This is a genomic window from Marinobacter sp. AN1 (assembly GCF_026013985.1).
Taxonomy (GTDB): domain Bacteria; phylum Pseudomonadota; class Gammaproteobacteria; order Pseudomonadales; family Oleiphilaceae; genus Marinobacter; species Marinobacter segnicrescens.
This window is the reverse complement of the sequence record NZ_CP110342.1, coordinates 3,356,168-3,375,360: the sequence shown is the minus strand read 5'-3', so window position 1 is coordinate 3,375,360 and position 19,193 is coordinate 3,356,168. Positions and strand designations below refer to the sequence as shown.

Genomic DNA, 19,193 nt, shown 5'->3' with positions numbered 1-19,193 from the left:
TTAAGTCGTGCCGCCATTGTCGTTGAGGGGGCCAGTTGCCGATATCGGCACCATGGGGTACGCGAGGGGGTAGTTACTGAATGAAAGTGCCTGTAACTCTATGTTAATCGGTTGATTTAAAAGCGTGTAATTGTGGATAGGTGATATCCCGTAGGATACTACCATATGGGTAGTCAACGGCCCTGCGGTTGCTACGCTGACAACGGTCAAGGCAGCTCGGGCACTTTAGCGTTAGCGTCTCCCGGAGTTTTTCAGCCATCGGAGAATGCCATGGAACTTGTCTGCCCTGCCGGCAGCCTGCCCGCCCTGAAAACCGCCGTCGACAACGGCGCAGACGCTGTCTACCTGGGGTTCCGGGACAGCACCAACGCCCGTCAGTTTGCCGGCCTCAACTTCAACGACAAGCGGGCCGCTGAGGGCGTTGCCTATGCCCATGGCAAGGGCGCCCGGGTGTTCTGCGCGATCAATACCTACCCCCAGCCCCAGGGCTGGCAGCAGTGGACCGCTGCGGTGGACCGGGCTGCCAGCCTGGGGGTGGATGCGGTGATCCTGGCAGACATGGGGTTGCTGGACTACGCCGCCAACCGCTATCCCGAGCTGCCCCGCCACCTGTCCGTTCAGGGCTCGGCCACCAGCTACGAAGCGCTGCGGTTCTATAAGGACAACTTCGGTATCCGTCGTGCCGTGCTGCCCAGGGTCCTGTCGCTGGACCAGGTGAAGGGCCTGGCGAAACACAGCCCGGTTGAGCTGGAGGTGTTTGCCTTCGGTAGCCTGTGCATCATGGCCGAGGGCCGCTGTTACCTGTCCTCCTATCTCACCGACGAATCCCCCAACAGCAAGGGGGCCTGTTCGCCGGCCAAGGCGGTGCGCTGGGAAGAGACCGCCGATGGCGGGCTGGAATCCCGCCTCAATGAGGTGCTGATCGATCGTTACGCCCGGGGTGAGCCTGCCGGCTATCCGACGCTGTGTAAGGGCCGGTTTGAGGTGGAGGGTGATGTGTACCACGCCATCGAGGAACCAGTGAGCCTGAATACCCTGGACCTGCTGCCAGAGCTCAAGGCCCTGGGTATCAGCGCGGTGAAGATTGAAGGCCGGCAGCGCAGTCCCGCCTATATCGCCGATGTGGCCCGCACCTGGCGCCAGGCCCTGGACAGGCTGGAAACAGGGCCGGAATTCGCGGTCGACCCGGCGTGGCAGTCGACCCTGGCCGGTTTGTCCGAAGGTGGTCTCACCACCCTTGGTGCATACCATCGCAAGTGGAAGTAAGGTGCTGAGATCATGATGAAGTTATCTCTGGGCCCCATCCTGTGGTTCTGGTCCAAGCAAAGTGTTTTTGATTTCTACGCCAGTGCGGCCGAGTGGCCGGTGGATACCATCTACCTGGGCGAGGTGGTGTGCTCCCGCCGGCGCGAGCTTAAACCGGATGACTGGCTGGACCTGGCCCGGGACCTGAAAGCCTGCGGCAAGGATGTGGTTCTCTCCACCCTGACACTGATCGAATCCGAGGCGGACCTGCGCCGCCTGCGCCGGTTCTGCGAACAGGACGAGTTCCTGGTGGAAGCCAATGACCAGAGTGCCCTGCAGGTGGCTATCCGGAATAACATTCCGTTCATCACCGGCCCGTCCATGAACATCTACAACACCGCCACCCTGAAGATCCTGGCCAGGCAGGGGCTGCGGGGCTGGAACCTGCCGGTGGAACTGGGCAAGGAGACCCTGGAGCAGCTGATCAGGGAGCTGAAAGCTGAAGGTCTGGACCTGCCCGCCGAGGTGTTCTCCTGGGGCTTCCTGCCGCTGGCCTGGTCGTCCCGCTGCTTTACCGCCCGCCATTACAACCTGCCCAAGGACAATTGCGAGTTCCGTTGCCTGGAGCATCCGGATGGCATGGAGCTACGCACCCGGGAGAGCCAGGAGTTGTTCCGTATTAACGGTATCTCCACACTCTCCGGTTCCCGCTATGACCTGATGCGGGAATTACCGGATATGGAGCGCATGGGCGTCAGTACCGTACGCCTGAGCCCGGAGCACCAGGGCATGGACGAGGTGGTCAAACGCTTTGACCAGGTACGCCGGGGTGAAGTGCCGGCTGCCGACCCGCTGCAACTGGTTGAAGCGCCGCCGTGTAACGGCTACTGGTATGGCAAACCGGGGATGGAACTGGTGGGCGCATGACCAATAGCGAAAGGCCGGGGCATTGAACCCGGCCTTTCGCGTCAGGACCCGTTATTCCGGGCCCAGCCCAGATCCTCAAGAATGGCATAGAGCGCTGGCAAGGCCACCAGGATCAGCACGGTAGACACCAGCAGGCCGAACACCACCGAGATCACCAGCGGAATCACCGCCATGGCCTGGGTGCTGGTTTCCGCCAGCAGCGGTAGCATGCCAGCCACCGTAGTGCTGGTGGTGATCAGAATGGCCCGGAAGCGGGCGCGGCTGGCAGCACCGGCGGCTTCCTGCGCGCTCATGCCCTGTTCCCGGTAGCTCTTGATGAACTGCACCAGCAGGATGGCGTTGTTCACCACAATCCCGGCCAGTGACGCGGCACCAATCAGTGACGGCATGGACAGGTTGTAGCCCATCAGCAGGTGCCCCCAGACGGCACCCATAAAGGCCACCGGGATGGCCAGCATCACGATGATCGGCTCCAGGTAACTACGGAACTGGAACGACAGGATCAGGAAGATTCCCAGCAGGCCGATCAGCAATCCCCGGGCGATGGACTGGCCGGTTTCCCGGGAGCGGGCGGTCTGGCCTTCTACCTGCAAGGTAATCTCCGGCCATTGTTCCTGAAGTTTCGGGAATACCTGGCTCTGCAAATCCGCCACGATGGCATCGGCGTTGGTTGTCCGGCTGTTAACATCGGCAGACACGGTGACCGTGCGCAGGCCGTCAATCCGGGTCACCTGCGCCCACTGACGTTCCTCGGTTATATCGGCCACCTCCCGCAGGGGCACCATATGGCCCTTGCTGGTGGTGATCACGGTGTCTTCCAGGAACTGGCGGGTGTTGCGCTCGGCGCTGGTCTGGCGCACCAGGATTTCGATGTGTTGATCACCAATCTGCACCGTATCCACGATATCCCCGAGCAGCCCGGTTCGAATCTGGCTGGCCACGTCGGATGCCGTCAATCCGAGCGACAGGGCGCGGTCGTTCAACGACAGGGTGCGTTGGGGCTTGCCGGGGCGAAGATCATCCAGCACGTTGAAGGTGCCGTTATAACGGGCAACTTCGTCGCTCAGATACCGGGCCGCGGCCTTCAGCTCATCCAGGTCAGTACCTTGCAGGCGCACTTCAATGGGGATGCCCGCGGGCCGAAACCGGGTTCCTGGATATTGAGGGCGATCAGGCTGGGGATATCTCCGATCTCTTCATACCAGCGGTCGGTGAGGGTGGCCAGGTCCACGGTGCGCAGCTCCGCCGTCAGCAAATCGGCCATCACCGTGGCCACGTGGGCGCCTTTTTCACCGGCGTCGGCGTGCTGGTTGAAGCGGGTCTGGATGTTTTGCACCAGCGCTTGCTTGTCGGGCTGGTCTGGCGTGTATTCCTCGTTGAGCCGGAGCATGGCCGAGGTGATGCGTTCGGTAATGGCCCGGGTCTGGTGCAGGGGCGTGCCCTGGGGCATCAGCACCCGGGCTTCCAGTACGTCGCCGTCGATTTCCGGCATGGCTTCCATACGCACATGGCCGCCGGCCATCAGACCGACCGAGCCCAGCAGTATCAGCAGCATGGCGGCCAGTACGCCGTAGCGGAACCGGATAGCGCCGTCGGCCAGTTGCCCCACTTTCTCCCGGACGCTTTCAAAGCCGGTGTCGAAGGCGGAACGAAAGCGGGAAGGGGCCTTCTCGCGCCTCTTGCCCAGGCCGCTTTTAAGATGGTGAGGCAGTATCCAGAAGGCTTCGATCAGCGAGGCGGCCAGCGCGGCAATCAACACCACCGGCAGTACCTCCAGCACCGCTCCCAGCTCTCCGGCCAGAAACGCCAGCGGGATGAAGACGGAAACCGTGGTCAGGAAGGAGGACAGCACCCCTGGCAGAATCTCCCGGGTTCCTTTGGCAGCCGCCTCCAGCGGGCTGTTGCCGTCGGCGTGCCACTGGGCAATATTGTCGGTGATGACCACCGAATCGTCCATCACAATACCGATGGCCATAAGCAGGGCCACCAGGGTGATCATGTTCAGGGACAGGCCGGTGAGGGCCATCACCACAAAGGCACCGGCAAATGCAGCCGGCAGCCCGAATAGCGCCCAGAAGGCGAGGCGGGGGCGGAAGAACAGGGCCATCACCAGGCCTACCAGCAGCAGGCCGGTGATGCCGTTGCCCACCAGCATTTGCAGACGGTCCTTCACAATCGAGGTCATGTTCTGGGTGATTTCCAGCTCGACATTGCCGCCACGGCGGCCCTTTTCCTCGTCGATAAAGGCTTCCAGGGAATCCATCACCCGCAGGGCATCGTCATGGCGGTTTTTGTGGATCTCCAGAACGATAGCGCGCTGGCCGTTGAAATCCACCCGTTCCTCTTCCCGTTCGTGGGCCTCGGTGATGGTGGCAATGTCGCCCAGCGTCAGCACAGCGCCGGCTGCTCCACCGATCACAGGCAGTTCGGCCAGGGCCTGCAGGGAACGGCGTTCATCCACAAACCGCAGCTGGATGTCCTGGCTGTCGGTCTCGATGGTGCCCAGAGGCATGTCCAGGTTCTGGCTGTTGATGGCCCGGGCGATGTCGCGCACGCCCAGGCCATACTGGCGCAACAGTTCCCGGGACACTTCGATGTGCCACTGGCGCTGGGACAGGCCCACGGGAATCACATCGGCCACCCCGTCCATGGCGAACAGGCGGTCTTCCAGCTGGCTGGTGTAGGCTTCCAGGTGAGAGAAACTCATGGGCCCGTACACCGCGATGGCCGCGACCAGGCTGGTGCGATAAAGCTCCCGGATGACCGGGTCTTCGGCTTCTTCGGGCAGGTCGGTCAGGGCTTCGATTTCCGTGCGGATATCGTCCAGGAACCGGCCCATATCGCCCCGGGGTTCCATGCTGGCAATGGTCTGGGCCTGGTTGTCCCGGGCGGTACAGGAAACCTCCTTCATGTAATCCACCCGCTGTAGCGCTTCGCCCAGCCGCTGGCAAATGGCTTCCTCTACATCCGCGGCGGTGGCGCCCCGGTATTCCATGGTGATGCTGACTTCCGGCGGCAGGTAGTCGGGAAAGGTTTCCCGGGTCAGATTGGGGGCAGCGAACAGGCCCACGGCCAGAATCAGGATCAGCAGCAGGTTACCGGCGGTCGGGTGCCCCGCGAACCAGCGGATCATGGCTGATCTCCCGGGGCCAGCAGGGTGCCGTCGATGGCCGGAACCAGGTCATCCAGAACCAGCCGGTCTCCCGGTGCCAGCCCGTCATCGATAATGACATCTTCACCTTGTTGCCAGGCGACAGACACTGGCTGGCGCTGCAGGCGGTTGTCCTCGTCAGCAAGGTACACCACACCCTGATGCACGGCGCTGGCCGGGATGACGATGACAGGCTCCGGAGTCTGCGCGGTAATGCTGGCCTGTACGAACATGTTGCGGACCAGGGGTGGGCGCGCCGGCGGGTTGGCGTTGCGGTAGGGTTCGTCTACAGAAATAACGGCCTGAACTGTGCGGGTGGCCTGGTCCAGGCTGCTGGTGACCCGGGTGAGTTTACCCGGCCAGTGGACATCGGGCACGTTGGTGGGGGTTACCCGAATATCCAGGTCATCCAGGGGCAATCGATCATGAAAGTCGGTGAAGTGGTTGGTGGAACCCGTTTCCGGCAGGCTGCCCCCGGACAACTGCGACAGCACCCGGCGCAGTTCTGCCACTTCCAGCTGCACGGTGGCTTCGGCGCGGGTGATATCGTCGGCAATAAACAGTGTCTGCCCGGGGCTGACATGCTGGCCGGTGTCGATGTCGGCCTGGTGTACCCGCAGATCCCAGGGCGCTTCGAAACGGGTGTCGTCCAGGTCTTCCCGGGCACTGGCCAGGGCAGATTCCGCTCGGGCCTTGCGGGCCTGCAGGGTGTCACGCCGGACCGGAACCAGGTTCAGCTGGTTGCGCAGGGTCTGGACCGCCTGCTCCTGTTGCAGGGTGGCTCGTTGCTGCTCGTCGTACCGGGTTTGCGACAGGGCACCCCGCGCCACCAGGGTTTCAGCCCGGTCCAGCTCGCGCCGGGCCAGTGTTAACCGGCGCTCCTCCAGCTTCAGTAACTCGCCGGTATTGCGCTCTTCCTGGTCCAGCTGTCGCAGCTCCGCTTCAATGCCGGCCAGGTCCGCCCTGGCGGAGGCTTCGGCCAGTTCGTAACGGGTCGGGTCGATCTCAAGCAGTCGCGTGCCCTCTGGGATCAGATTGCCGCTTTCCAGCTCCGGGTGTTTCCAGATAACCCGGCCACCCACGTTGGCCACCGCATTCCAGCTTCGGGCCGGCAGCACCTGACCATAACCGCGGGCTTCGGTACGGAACTCACGGGGAGTGATTTCCATAATCCGCACCGGCGTTGCACTTGCCTGTGCCTCGACTCTTTCCGGTGGCTGTTTCAGCTTTACCATGATCACCACAAAGACAATGCCGGCAATCAGGGTCAGCGCCAGGGTCAGTTTATTTTTCCGGGTCATTGGTCATCTCCTGGAAGCTGGCGCTGTAAAGTTTGAAGATTCGGGGGGCAGTCTGCTCAAGGCTGGCAATTTCGCCGCTGACCATGCCCTGAACCACCAACCCCTGAATGGCCCCGAGGTACAACACCGCCGCCGCCTCGGTATCGATACCGGCGGCTATGCGCCCCTGATCGATGCCGAGCTGCAGTAACCCGACCACCTTTTTGCGGTAGCGGGCAAGGGTCTGACGGACGATGGTTTTGGCCGGGCCATTGCCGGGTTTTTGCAGTTCACCCAGCATCAGGCGGGGAATACCGGGGTGCCGGGCGATAAAGCGCACATGGGCGAAAAACATGGCCTCGAGGGCCTGGTCAGCGTGCTCGTGCCGGTCCGCCTCCCGGAACACCTGGCTGGTCAGCTGCTCCGAGACCCAGCCTGCCACGGATTCCCACAACCGGTTCTTGTTCGGGAAATGTTTAAACAGCGCTCCCTGCGAAAGCCCCACTTCCTCGGCAATCCGGGCGGTGGTCAGGGTGGCCGGGTCCTGCTCGGCACACAACTGCACAACCGCCTCAATGGTGGCGGACTGGCGCAGTTCGGTGCTTTGGTAGGTGCGTTTATCGGGCGCTTTTGCGATTGCCATTGGAGCTTCCCTGAAAGAAAGTAATCAATTGCTTTATTCTGGTAGGTGATTGCCGGTTACGCAAGAAGCAAGGTGAACAAGCCGTGGTTCGGGGTGTAGGTAAAAGCCGTGTAGAGGTCCCGCGGTTTGATTTACCTCAAGCATTACGATCGGCGGTAAGCGTAGTTTGCTATTTGTTGATGGCGACGCAGAGGAAATTGCCATGTCGCGTATTCCGTTGTTTTTCTGGGGGCTGGTTGCAGTCGTCAGTGCTGTCTGGTTCGCAGCCGATAGCCTTTGGGTGAGCCCGTTTGCTTACTTTCCTTTCCGGTCGGTGTTTGTGCAGTATTCCGGCATCCTGGCGGTGGTCATGATGGCGGTGGCCCTGGTGCTGGCGCTGCGGCTCCGGGTTCTGGAGCGTTGGGTTGGTGGCCTGGACAAGGTGTACCGGCTGCACAAATGGCTGGGCATTGGCTCGCTGGTGCTGGCCATGCTGCATTGGTGGTGGGCGAAGGGCACCAAGTGGATGGTGGGCTGGGGCTGGCTGGAGAAGCCGGCCGGCAAAGGGGCCGGGCAGCAACTCACCGGCCTTGAAGCCTGGTTCCGCGGCCAGCGGGGGCTGGCAGAAACTTTGGGAGAATGGGCCTTCTATGCGGCTGCCGTGCTGATTGTGCTGGCGCTGGTGAAGGCCTTTCCCTACCACCTGTTCCGTAAAACCCACAAATTGCTGGCGGTAGTTTTCCTGCCCCTGGCCTGGCACAGCTTCATCCTGATGGAGTTTGATTACTGGGTAGCGCCCATTGGCTGGCTGACTCAGGTCGCTGTTGTGGCTGGCAGTGTTGCAGCCGTTTTGCTGCTGGTTGGCTGGCCGGGCAAGGTTCGGAAGGTACCGGGGGAGGTGGTTTCGGTCACCCGATATCCGGACCTGAAAGTTTTCGAATTTCTGGTGAAGGTAACGCAGGGTTGGTCTGGCCATAGCCCCGGGCAGTTTGCCTTTATCACGTCGGATGCTGCGGAAGGCCCGCACCCTTACACCATTGCATCAGACTGGAACCCGGAAACCCGGTGCCTGAAGTTTGTGGTCAAGGAACTGGGGGATCACACCCGCCGGGCCAGCCGCCGGATCTGCGAGGGTATGCCAGTTACGTTGGAGGGGCCCTATGGCGGCTTTGATTTTGAAGATGATTGCCGCACCCAGGTCTGGATAGGGGCGGGCATCGGCATTACTCCGTTTATTGCCCGAATGGGTCGTCTGGCGGGCCAACCGGACAACCGCACCGTCTACCTGTTCCATCCTACGGCGGATGTCAGCGAGGAGGCTTTGGCAAAGTTGCGGGCGGATGCGGAAGCGGCGGGCGTTAACCTGGTCATTCGATGCAGTCGTATCGAGGGTCGGCTGACACCTGAGGATATCCGGAACGCGGTTCCGGGGTGGCAGCAGGCCAGCTTCTGGTTCTGTGGACCCGTGGGCCTTGGGGAAAAACTGTTCCGACAGTTCCGCCAATGGGGTGTGCCGGGCAGGCGCTTGCATCGGGAATTCTTCGATATGCGCTGAGCGCCCGCCGTACTGGTATTACGGGTTGTCGGTTACGCCTGCCGGGTAACGCTGACTACCTTCAGGTGCAGGGGTTTGCGGCCTTTCACCGGCCACTCGATGCTGTCACCGATGCTCAGGCCGATCATGGCGGCGCCGGCCGGGGCCAGGATGGAAATTTTGTCGGCACTGCCATCCACCTGGTGGGGGTAAACCAGCTGAAGGCGTCGCTCCTTGCCGCTGTCCTGGTCTTCAAAGACGACCACGGAATTCATGACCACAACGGACGCCGGAATCTCTGCCAGGGGCTTGAGGTCAGCGCGGCTGAGCTCATCTTCCAGCCCCTCGGCAACGCCGGTGGGGTCGTCGGTCTTCTCCAGCAAGGCGGAAAGACGGTTGTAGTCTTCTTCGGCAACAATAATAGCGGGTAAATCGGACATGCTTGTCTCCGGTAAGGTAATCGTGAATTTTGTTTGGTAGCTGGACCGGGCGCGTGCGCGAGCCCAGCGTCAGGAAAGTAACGCTGTAGGGAGGCCGGGCTTGTCAGGGATGACAATCCGGGAATGAGTCAGGGCAGTTTCAGGTCGCAAGGCAATTCTGGAATCAAAGGGATTTGACATGAATCTAACCCGGGGTCAGGAAAAGCGCAAACAGATTCACCCTCACGTCCGTGGAAGTACTGTGTCCGGGCCACCCGGATGCCGCTGGGAAGCCCGGGTTTTGAAGGTCGGGCCTCAGACCCCCTCGCGGAACAGCATCTCCTTGATACGCCCGATGGCCTTCATGGGATTCAGGCCGCCCCACGCCAGGCGATAGTCATTGGCCGCAACCGTGGCGCATACCCGTGCGGTTTTTCGTCGCAGAGATGGAGATCTTGACAAAAGTCATAGGTGCGCCAGGTATTGAGGTGTAGCTTGAAGCGATACAAAAATTATAAGACATAAACAAAAAGAATAAGGCGCGCTGATGTTTAACCATATTCTTCGTCCGGGGACTGCAATGATGCGCAGCCTCAGTTTCAGGAAAAAATTCGCTGTCATCGCTGTCGTGTTTCTGGTTCCGATGCTGATAATCAGTACTTTGCTCCTGAAAGAGTCCGCTGATTCCAGGCAGTTTACCACTGCCCAGCGAGCCGGCCTGCAGGACCTCATACTGGTCCGGGATGTGCTCGAGAAAGTCCAGGAGCATCGGGGCATGTCGGCCGCCTATCTCAATGGTGCCAGCCAGTTCGCAACCCCCCTGCAAGCGTTACAGACCGGGATCAGCCAGAGCTTGTCGCGGCTTGAAATGCTCAGATTCCCTCAAGAACAGCTGGTGAGCGGTCTCGAGAATGACTGGCACAGCCTGACAAAGGGCCTGGAGGAGATGACGCCCGCGGAGAGCTTCCGTAGACACGTGGATCTCGTGGAGGGCCTTTTTTCTCTTATTGACCGGATTGGTGAACAGTCAAACCTGATTCTCGACCCCTCTCCGGATACCTATTACCTGATCACCCTGGTCACCTCGTCCTATCCGGGAGTGGTGGAAATGATGGGGCAGGCCAGAGGTGTTGGCGTAGGCGTGGCCGCCCGGGGAAAACATACGGATAACAGTCAGACCAGGCTTATTGCTCTGAGCAGTCAGATTCAGCGGGACGGCAGAGACATCCAGCACAATCTGCAACGGGCAGAGAGTTTCAGGGATGCCGAGAGTAATGAGCTTGGTGTTTTCTCCCGGGAGGCAGATCTCGCAATCAAAAGCTACATCGGATTACTGGAGGAGCGCCTAATTCAGCCGGGCAGCCGGATGGCGTCACCGGACGAGATTGTGACGTTGGCAACGGAAGCGATTACGACCGTCTACGACCAGTTTGACGAACTGGTGCCCCTGGTTGACAGGGCACTTGGTGAGCGGGAAGCCAATGCTACCGGGGTTTTCAACCTGACCCTGACGGTCCTTGTGGTGGTTCTGTTATCGGTGGCCTACCTGTTCACAACCTTCTATCTGAGTGTACGAAGCGGTATTTCTGCGTTGATGGCGACTACGAGTGCTCTGGCCCGGGGGGATCTCACGCATCGGGTGAGTTCTTCGGGCAAGGATGAGTTGGCGGAGGCCGGCGCCTCGCTTAATGATATGGCGGATGAGTTCCAGAGCATTATCAGGCAGGTTTCCCAGTCGGCGGAGCAAACAGCCCAAGCCTCTGAGGAACTATCTGCGGTGACGGAAGAAAGTGCCGAAGGGGTCGGGCGGCAAAAGCGGGAAACCGAACAGGTGGCCTCGGCCATGACAGAGTTGTCTGCCACGGTCAGGGAAGTGGCTGAAAATACGGGGAAGGCTGCGGAAGCGGCCGGCAAGGCCAACCAGCAGGCAACAGAAGGACAGCAGCTGATTAATCGCCTCACTGACCAGATCAGCGATCTCGCAGAAGCCTTACGCAAAGCGACCGATTCTGTGAACTCGCTGAACGGATACAGCCAGGAAATCGGCTCTGTGGTGGATGTCATCAATGATATTGCGGAGCAGACCAATCTGCTTGCATTGAACGCTGCGATCGAGGCGGCGAGGGCCGGCGACAATGGCCGGGGGTTTGCGGTGGTGGCCGATGAGGTGCGGTCTCTGGCTAAACGTACCCAGACCTCGACCGCACAAATTCATCAGAGCATACAACGGCTGCAGTCGGGCTCGGGGGAGGCAGTCTCCAGCATGGAGCATAGCCTGAGCGAGAGCGATGCGTCTGTCGACATGGTCCGCCGGACCCGACAGGCGTTTGTTGAAATCCTCGCAAGCGTTGACCTGATCTCCGAGATGGGTACGCAGATCGCGAGCGCAACAGAACAGCAGTCGTCGGTCTCCTCGGAAATGAATGCCAATATTGAGCAAATCGCTGAAGTTGCTGAGCAGACAGCGACGTCGACGGGCCAGGTTGCACAGGCCAGCGAGAATCTATCGGAACTGGCTCAGAACCTGTCTGAGCAGATTGCCCGTTTCCAGACAGAATAGGGGCCTTGGATGAGACCGCTCGCAGCGCCAGGTTACCGATCACTGGCTACGCGCGCGCCCAACTGGCTTAGCAGCTGGTGGCCGTGGCTGCTTGGCTATGTCTTCCTGTCAACGCTGGGGCATCTTGTCCTGGATGCTACCTACGGGTTTGCCCTGTACCTGGCTAATGGGGGCGTTCTTCTGGCCGGGGCTATTACCCTGTTTGATCACAGCAGGAGAGGGTTTCACGCGTTTCTGGTTCTGGCAGCTCTTTGCGATTTCGTTGTAAAGGTCTATCTGGTCAGAGAACCCTTCGCAACTGCAGGTGTGGCCAGCGTCACGCTGGTGTTACAGGCATGGGCAGGATGCTGGCTGATCCACCTCAATGCGCCTGCGTCGAAGTTGCCCAATACGCTGGCAAGGGTAACCGGTTTTCTCCTTTATGGAGCGGCCATACCTACTCTGCTTTCAGCAGGTTTGATGCTGGCGCTGTTCAGGACAGGGCTCGATGGCGCACCCTATTCCATGGACGGCTGGCTGTTCTGGATCTGGTGGTGGGTCAGGCGAATCACCTCACTGGTCCTGGTTGCACCGTTACTTTTGCTACTGCTTGATCGTGTGACCCATAAGGCAGTGTCTGACCGATACCTGGATATCCGGTTTCTGGTATCGCTAATTCTGGGGGCAGCACTTTCGATTGTCGTATTCACCCACGGCACCATCGGAAGCGGTTCATTCCCGGCGCAAAGTTATCTGCTGATCCCTGTCATGTTATTTATGGCTATCTGGCTGCCTCTCGAGAAAAGTCTCGCGGTGGTGCTGGCTGTCACCCTGGTGGCCTACTGGGCCGACTCGGCCGGGGTGCCGCTGGCAGCCGGCCAAGGCATAGGCAGTATGCTGACGCTGTCGCTGTTCCTGGTAATCAATGCAGTCATTGTATGGATGCTGGGGGCGCTGATTCACGAAAGACAAAGCGCCTATCAGAAGCTTGAGCGGCAGAACGCAATCAGCCGCATGAAAAGTCAGCTCAACGAGTTTCTGATCAAGGAGGGCAGCACCCAGCCGCAGGTTTTCCGGGAGGCCTGTCGGATACTGGTTACAGAAGGGATGTTCTCCCGGGTCTGTATTGATGAGAGTTGTCTCGATGGAGTGGTGTCTGCAGGCCGGCAGACCTGTATGTACAGTGATAGCGAGGGGAAGGTGCGCGAGGTTGCAGATGTCAGTTCTGACTGTTTCATCAGTCCTGCCGTATCACTGGACGCCCCTGCTTTCTTTTCCTGCCTCGACAATTCCGGCAAGGGAGCCAGGGGCGACCAGGTCACTCATGCCGGAGTTTTTCCGCTCATGAAGCAGGGGCAGGCGTTTGCAACCCTGAGCGTGTTTTCGGCGGACCATCAGATCTTTGAACCCGACTTGTCCCGTTCGATTCAGGAGATGATCGACGATATCGGTTTTGCCCTTGCCATGTACGATACCCAGGCGCGCCTGAAGCAAACCGCTGAGGTGTTTCTGCACAGCAAAGAGGCCATCATGATTACTGACAGGCATGGGGGCATCGTGGATGTGAATGCGGCTTTCACAAAGCTGACGGGGTACTCGAAAGATGAGGTGCTTGGGCAAAACGCCAGGGTTCTGATCTCCGTCAAGGAGGACCGGGCGTTTTATAAAGACCTGTTTGATATGCTGGCCGTGAAAGGTTTCTGGTCCGGCGAGTTATGGAAACGCACCAGGGAAGGCAAGGCGCTGCCGTTCCGGGGTACCGTTTCAGCAGTATTTGACGGTGAGGGAAAGGTTCAGCATCTTATCTCGGTCATGGAGGATGCGTCAGAGCAACTGAGTTATGAGCAACGGATTGAAAAACTGGCTAATTTCGACCCTTTAACCCGTTTGCCCAGCCGGCATTATTTACGCACACAGTTCGAGCGATGCGTGGGCGAAAATGGTACAGGTCAGGCGTGGTCACTGGTGTTTGCTGATCTGGATGGATTCAAGCATGTGAATGATGCCCTTGGGCACCATATTGGCGACCGCTTACTGCAGCATGTGGCAATGCGCATGCAGAGCTGTATCCGGGCTGGAGATCTGCTCTGCCGGTTTGGAGGCGATGAGTTCGTCCTTCTTATAAAAGGTGACCGGAAACCGGTGAAAGAGCTGGCGGCCCGCCTCAGAAAAAAGGTGGCCGAGCCTTTCCAGATCGAGTCCTATGACATCCAGATTGATATCAGTCTGGGTATCGCTGTTGCGGGTAACGACGGGGATGAACTGGATACCCTGGTCCAGGCAGCCGATACTGCCATGTACCATGCCAAAGCCACCGGGGGCTCCAGGCACTGCTTTTATTCCCCGGCGATGAAAGAGGATGCCAGGACAAGGCTGACCCTTCGCAGGGAGCTTCAGATAGCGATTGACCAGGAACAGCTTTTTGTTCTCTTCCAGCCAAAAGTTGATTGTAGTAGTGGTCAGCCTGAGGTCAGTGGGTTTGAAGCTCTGGTTCGCTGGCAACATCCGGAGAAGGGTCTGATTTCTCCCGGCATCTTTATACCGACGGCGGAAGAAAACGGCCAGATCTCGGACATTGACCGGTGGGTAATGGAACAGGTTCTTGAGCAACTTGGGGAGTGGGTTCAACGGTATCAGGACCGGGTCATGCCAGTGTCGGTTAACGTATCCGCGAGTCTTTTCTCCCGCGCGCATTTTGCTGAAACCCTGTTGGAAATGCTCGAAAACGCCGCTGTTCCGGCGCACTTGATAGAGCTTGAGGTGACTGAGCATGTTGCCATGGCGGGTTTTCATCGAACGTTGGAGACCATGCAAAAGCTCAAATCCATGGGGGTCAGCCTTGCGATTGATGACTTCGGAACCGGGCACTCCAACCTAGCCTACCTCCGGGAGTTCCCGGTAAACAGATTAAAAATCGATATTGCGTTCGTAAAGGGCATTGAGCTGTGAGGTGGACCCAATCAGTTGGACAACCTGATGGTGTCCCTAAGCTATGATCCGGTTGTTTCCCTGGCTCAGGCTGCCAGAGATATGGCTTGCCCGTAGTACACCTCATCGGGCGTTTGGTAATCAAGGGTTTGGTGGTACCGGGTCTGATTGTAATGCCGGAAGTACCGGTGGAGCGCCTGCTTCAAGTGTCGGCCATCCTCGAAGGCAGTTAGGTAGACGCACTCGTGCTTGACGCTGCGCCAGAGCCGTTCCACAAAGATGTTGTCATGGTAGCAGCCTTTGCCGTCCATGCTGATCCGGATGCCATGCTCTTTGAGAGCGCCTGTGAAGGCTTCACTGGTGAACTGGGCACCCTGATCAGTATTGAAAATTTCCGGCGTTCCGTGGCGCTGTAGAGCCTCCTCCAGGGCATCGACACAGAAGTCTGTGTCCATGGTGTTGGAGGTCCGCCAGGACAACACCTTGCGGCTGTACCAGTCGATGATGGCAACCTGATACATGAAGCCCCGGGCCAGCGGGATATATGAAATATCTGTTGCCCACACCTGGTTGGGGCGGTCGATTTTCAGCCCTGTGAGCAGGTACGGGTACACCTTGTGCCCATCGCCCGGAATGCTGGTTCTGGGGCGCGGATACACCGCCTGAATGCCCATGGTGCGCATCAGCCGCTGCACCCGCTTCCGGTTGACCCGATAGCCCTGGTGCTGCAAGTGAACCCGCATCTTGCGAGAGCCATAGTACGGCGTTTCCAGGTGCTGTTGATCAATCAGATACATCAGATGCAAATCCTCCGGACACTGCTCACGAGGGACGTAGTACACCGATGAGCGGCTCAGCTTGAGCAGCTCACACTGGCGCGAAAGACTGACTTGGGGATGACCACGCTCGATCATCGCCAACCGCTGTTGACGGCTTACTGATCGAGCTTGCGCGACAAAAAATCGCGTTCCACCGTCAGTCGGCCAATCTCTCGGTAAAGTTCGTCTGTGCTGGGCTCATCGGATTGCTTGCCGGCCTTCTTCTTGCCTTCGAAGAGGCCCGGGGCATTCTCCAGCAGTTCGCGCTTCCAGGTGCTGACCATGGTGGGGTGGATCTGGAAACGGGCAGCAATTTCGGATGTGGTCTGGTCGCCCTTGAGGGCAGCCAGGGCGACTTTGGACTTGAATGATGCGCTGTATTGCTTGCGTTTCTTGCTCATGATTCTCCTCCTTCTTGAGATGATGAATCAGAGCTTAGGCACCTGTCCAAAATTTGGGGTCCACTTCACTGGACGCCAAAAAACAGGGGCTGGTTCAGGCCATAACCGATATGGCGAAATCGCTGTCAATGGATGTGATTGCCGAGGGAGTTGAAACGGACGCTGAACGGGAATTTCTTCAGTCTGTTGGATGCACCTGCTACCAGGGCTACCTGTTTTACCGGCCAATGGCGGCGGCGGATATTGATCTTTTGCTCAAGCGTGACGGTGGCCAGGCTGGCGTAATGCACGAGAAATGAGTGCTTGCCCATCTTCAACGCGATCCAGCCTCAGACCCCCTCGCGGAACAGCATCTCCTTGATACGCCCGATGGCCTTCATGGGGTTCAGCCCCTTGGGGCAATAGGCAGTGCAGTTGCCGATACCACGACAGCGAAACACGCTGAACGGGTCTTGCAGTTTTTCCAGCCGCTCGGCGGTGGCTGTATCGCGGGAATCTTGCAGGAAACGATGGGCCTGAAGTAGTCCGGACGGACCGATGTATTTCTCCGGGTTCCACCACCAGGAAGGGCAGGCCGATGAACAGCAGGCGCACAGGATGCATTCGTACAGGCCGTCCAGTTTTGCACGGTCTTCCGGGCTTTGCAGGCGTTCAATACCGGGGGCCGGTTTGTTATTGATTAGCCACGGCTGTATACGCTTGTATTGTTCAAAAAACAGGGACTGGTCCACGACCAGGTCGCGGATGACGGGCATGCCGGGCAGGGGACGGATTTCCAGTAAATCCTTATTGCCCAGCGCCTCTTCCACCGGTGTGATGCACCCAAGCGCATTGCGGCCATTGATATTGAGGCCATCGGAACCGCATACCCCTTCACGGCACGAGCGCCGGAACACCAGGGTGGTGTCCCGGGTTTTCAGATGCTCCAGAACATCGAGCACCATCCGGTTACGAAAACTGCCGTCCACCTCGACGTCCTGGCTCCAGGGCTGATCGTCGTGCTCCGGGTGGTAGCGGAAGAGCCTCACGGTAAACGGATTCATGGTGATCTCCTGGTCCCGAGTCAGGTACTGACTATCTGAGTCTAGCCAGTTTCTTTGATTCGGGAGCCAGACAAAATGACGCAGGTCATTGCACCGTCAGAATAATAGGGTGAAGGTATATCAATATGCCCTTGAGGAGGTGCCCCGATGACAGTCAACGAAGGTCTTCGCCTGATGGCCGGCGTGTTTGTATTGATATCCATCCTGCTGGCCCATTACGTCAGCCCCTGGTGGCTGCTGTTTACTGGCTTCATTGCCCTTAACCTGATTCAGTCTGCCTTTACCAAATGGTGCCCGGCCATGGCAATTCTCAAAAAGCTGGGACTAAAGGAAGAGAAGCCGGTCAGCTGAATAAAGGGCAATTACCATGTGGCCGATACTCGCCTGGATGCAGAAACACCTGATCTGGAGCATCCCCCTGGCCATGATCGCCGGGCTGGTATCCGGCCAGTTGGCAGACCCTGCACCGCTACGACTGGCCATTCTGCCGCTGACCTTCCTGATGGTTTACCCGATGATGGTGACCATGAACCTGCGCCAGTTGGTCAAGCGGGGCAGTGGAAAGCTGCTGTGGGTGACCCAGCTGATCAACTTTGTATTGGTGCCCGCGATTGGCTATGGTGCCGGCCTGCTGTTTTTCCCGGATGAGCCCTTTGCGCGGCTGGCAATATTGCTTACGTCCCTGCTGCCCACGTCGGGCATGACCATCTCCTGGACCGGGTTTGCCAAGGGCAACATGCCTGCAGCCGTGCAGATGACCGTGGTCGGCCTGATTGCCGGTTCCCTGCTTGCGCCGCTTTACCTGAAGGGCTTGCTGGGAGCTGTGATTGAGATCCCTGTCACCAGGGTGTTTGTGCAGATTGCGTTGATTGTGTTCCTGCCCCTGGTTTTGGGACATTTCACCCAGCGCTACCTGATCTCGAAACATGGTGAACAGGTGTTTCAGAAAGACCTGAAACCAAAGTTCCCTCCGTTTTCGACCCTGGGTGTTCTGGGGGTAGTGTTTGTCTCCATGGCCCTGAAGTCACAGGACATTATGGAGCAGCCGGAGGCGTTACTGGCTTACCTGGTGCCACTGGTACTGATCTACCTGCTCAACTTCACCATCAGTACCCTGGTTGGCAGACTGATGTTTCCCCGCGGTGATGCCATTGCCCTGGTTTACGGAACGGTGATGAGGAATCTCTCCATTGCCCTGGCGATTGCCATGGGGGTATTTGGAGCCGAGGGTGCCGATGCCGCCCTGCTCATTGCCCTGGCCTATATCGTGCAGGTCCAGGCTGCAGCCTGGTACGTCAGACTCACCGACCGGTTGTTCGGACCCGCTCCCGGCTAGGGTGCCGGGCCGGTTGATCGCGTGATTTGCACGCAGCCTGGTTGCTCCGTTATCCGTTTTCACTTTTTGTCGATCATAGGAATAGAACCTTGTCTGTCAGACTGACCGAATTCAGTCACGGAGCCGGCTGTGGCTGCAAGATTGCCCCGGATGTTCTCGACCGTATCCTCCATACCGGGACGCCAGAGTTCAGCGATCCGCGATTACTGGTTGGTAACAACAGCCGTGACGATGCCGCCGTGGCGGATATCGGCAACGGCATGGGCATTATCAGCACCACGGATTTCTTCATGCCCGTAGTTGATAACCCCTACGATTTCGGTCGCATCGCCGGCGCCAACGCCATCAGTGATGTCTACGCCATGGGCGGTCAACCGCTGATGGCCATCGCCATCCTGGGCTGGCCGGTGGATCGCCTGGCGCCCGAGATTGCCGGCGAGGTGCTGGACGGAGGCCGCGCCGTCTGTGCCGCCGCCGGTATCACGCTGGCTGGCGGACACAGCATCGACTCACCGGAGCCGATCTTCGGGCTGGCAGTGACGGGTCAGGTAGCGACTGACCGCATTATCCGTAACGACACCGCCAGGGCCGGCGACCTGCTGAGCGTGCGGGTGAGTGAGAAGCCGCTGGCAGCAGGCCTGGCGTTGGCGATCTGGTTTTTCTTTGTACTGATCTTTGACCTGGTATTGCTGGGCGTACTGGTGGCCAGTGAAGGCAAGCTGAACCCGGATCTTCTGCCCTGGTTGCTGTTGCTCAATCCCACGGATATTTACCGTCTGCTCAATATCGTGGCCTTCGAGGGTGGTGCGCAGCTGACGGGCGTGCTCAGCCTGGGCTCGGACCTGCCCATGGGGCCGGGCGGGCTGTGGGTTGCCCTTGCGGTCTGGTTTGTTATTCCCCTGGCCGGTGCCTGGGCCCTGTTCCGTAATCGTCGTATCTGAACCTGGAGT

General features: G+C 59.1%; 17 protein-coding genes. 9 read left to right on the top strand and 8 right to left on the bottom strand.

Annotated elements, in window-relative coordinates; genetic code table 11:
- Positions 1–270: 270 nt before the first annotated feature.
- Entirely contained in the window at positions 271–1,266 is a 996-nt protein-coding gene (ubiU, locus tag LJ360_RS15485) for a ubiquinone anaerobic biosynthesis protein UbiU (RefSeq protein WP_091850055.1), read from the top strand.
- A gap of 12 nt (positions 1,267–1,278) precedes the next feature.
- A complete protein-coding gene (locus tag LJ360_RS15480; protein WP_091850053.1) occupies positions 1,279–2,172 on the top strand; it encodes a U32 family peptidase in 894 nt (297 codons plus the stop codon).
- A gap of 41 nt (positions 2,173–2,213) precedes the next feature.
- Here the strand turns inward: LJ360_RS15480 and LJ360_RS15475 are convergent, their stop codons facing one another.
- From LJ360_RS15475 to LJ360_RS15460, 4 genes are read right to left on the bottom strand one after another with little or no spacing between them, the layout of a single operon-like run.
- Positions 2,214–3,290: an efflux RND transporter permease subunit gene (locus tag LJ360_RS15475; protein ID WP_264994438.1), complete on the bottom strand. Its 1,077-nt coding sequence runs from the start codon at positions 3,288–3,290 to the stop codon at positions 2,214–2,216.
- Positions 3,257–5,305, bottom strand: coding sequence for an efflux RND transporter permease subunit (locus tag LJ360_RS15470; RefSeq protein WP_264994437.1), 2,049 nt, complete (start codon positions 5,303–5,305; stop codon positions 3,257–3,259). Before LJ360_RS15470 ends, LJ360_RS15475 begins: the two co-directional genes overlap by 34 nt.
- Complete coding sequence (locus tag LJ360_RS15465; RefSeq protein ID WP_091850049.1) at positions 5,302–6,624, bottom strand: efflux RND transporter periplasmic adaptor subunit; 1,323 nt, start codon at positions 6,622–6,624, stop codon at positions 5,302–5,304. The genes LJ360_RS15470 and LJ360_RS15465 overlap by 4 nt, the downstream gene beginning before the upstream one ends.
- Positions 6,608–7,246, bottom strand: coding sequence for a TetR/AcrR family transcriptional regulator (locus LJ360_RS15460; protein WP_091850047.1), 639 nt, complete (start codon positions 7,244–7,246; stop codon positions 6,608–6,610). The genes LJ360_RS15465 and LJ360_RS15460 overlap by 17 nt, the downstream gene beginning before the upstream one ends.
- A 202-nt stretch (positions 7,247–7,448) precedes the next feature.
- Here LJ360_RS15460 and LJ360_RS15455 point away from each other — a divergent pair, with 202 nt between their 5' ends.
- Positions 7,449–8,780: a ferric reductase-like transmembrane domain-containing protein gene (locus tag LJ360_RS15455; RefSeq protein ID WP_091850045.1), complete on the top strand. Its 1,332-nt coding sequence runs from the start codon at positions 7,449–7,451 to the stop codon at positions 8,778–8,780.
- A 32-nt stretch (positions 8,781–8,812) separates the two neighbouring features.
- On the opposite strand, the gene rnk is transcribed toward LJ360_RS15455, so the two are convergent.
- On the bottom strand, positions 8,813–9,199 hold the full coding sequence (gene rnk / locus LJ360_RS15450) for a nucleoside diphosphate kinase regulator (RefSeq protein ID WP_091850043.1): 387 nt from the start codon (positions 9,197–9,199) through the stop codon (positions 8,813–8,815).
- Between the two features lie 294 nt (positions 9,200–9,493).
- Complete coding sequence (locus LJ360_RS15445; protein ID WP_177186022.1) at positions 9,494–9,640, bottom strand: hypothetical protein; 147 nt, start codon at positions 9,638–9,640, stop codon at positions 9,494–9,496.
- 118 nt (positions 9,641–9,758) lie between these two features.
- Here LJ360_RS15445 and LJ360_RS15440 point away from each other — a divergent pair, with 118 nt between their 5' ends.
- Entirely contained in the window at positions 9,759–11,738 is a 1,980-nt protein-coding gene (locus tag LJ360_RS15440; protein WP_177186021.1) for a methyl-accepting chemotaxis protein, read from the top strand.
- A gap of 9 nt (positions 11,739–11,747) precedes the next feature.
- The gene (locus tag LJ360_RS15435; protein WP_264994435.1) at positions 11,748–14,666 is read left to right on the top strand and encodes an EAL domain-containing protein; all 2,919 of its coding nucleotides are present in this window, start codon (positions 11,748–11,750) and stop codon (positions 14,664–14,666) included.
- A gap of 65 nt (positions 14,667–14,731) precedes the next feature.
- On the opposite strand, the gene LJ360_RS15430 is transcribed toward LJ360_RS15435, so the two are convergent.
- Positions 14,732–15,864, bottom strand: a protein-coding gene (locus LJ360_RS15430; RefSeq protein ID WP_413774372.1) for an IS3 family transposase whose coding sequence is annotated in 2 segments (ribosomal slippage) — positions 14,732–15,609 and positions 15,609–15,864 — 1,134 coding nt in all. Because the reading frame shifts where the segments join, the coding sequence is not laid out codon by codon here.
- Between the two features lie 110 nt (positions 15,865–15,974).
- Between LJ360_RS15430 and LJ360_RS15425 the strand changes: the two genes are divergently transcribed.
- Entirely contained in the window at positions 15,975–16,163 is a 189-nt protein-coding gene (locus LJ360_RS15425; RefSeq protein ID WP_264994433.1) for an EAL domain-containing protein, read from the top strand.
- A gap of 30 nt (positions 16,164–16,193) precedes the next feature.
- Here LJ360_RS15425 and LJ360_RS15420 read toward each other — a convergent pair whose 3' ends face one another.
- Positions 16,194–16,907 carry a succinate dehydrogenase iron-sulfur subunit gene (locus LJ360_RS15420; RefSeq protein ID WP_091850037.1) on the bottom strand — a complete coding sequence of 238 codons (714 nt, stop codon included), beginning with the start codon at positions 16,905–16,907 and terminating at the stop codon, positions 16,194–16,196.
- A gap of 147 nt (positions 16,908–17,054) precedes the next feature.
- On the opposite strand from LJ360_RS15420, the gene LJ360_RS15415 reads away from it, so the two are divergent.
- The 3 genes from LJ360_RS15415 (at position 17,055) to selD (ending at position 19,184) form a co-directional block, all read left to right on the top strand.
- Entirely contained in the window at positions 17,055–17,258 is a 204-nt protein-coding gene (locus LJ360_RS15415; RefSeq protein WP_091850035.1) for a DUF2892 domain-containing protein, read from the top strand.
- Positions 17,259–17,274: 16 nt separating this feature from the next.
- Positions 17,275–18,243, top strand: a complete 969-nt coding sequence (locus LJ360_RS15410) for an arsenic resistance protein (protein WP_091850033.1) — start codon at positions 17,275–17,277, stop codon at positions 18,241–18,243.
- A gap of 89 nt (positions 18,244–18,332) precedes the next feature.
- A complete protein-coding gene (selD, locus tag LJ360_RS15405; RefSeq protein ID WP_091850031.1) occupies positions 18,333–19,184 on the top strand; it encodes a selenide, water dikinase SelD in 852 nt (283 codons plus the stop codon).
- Positions 19,185–19,193: the final 9 nt, after the last annotated feature.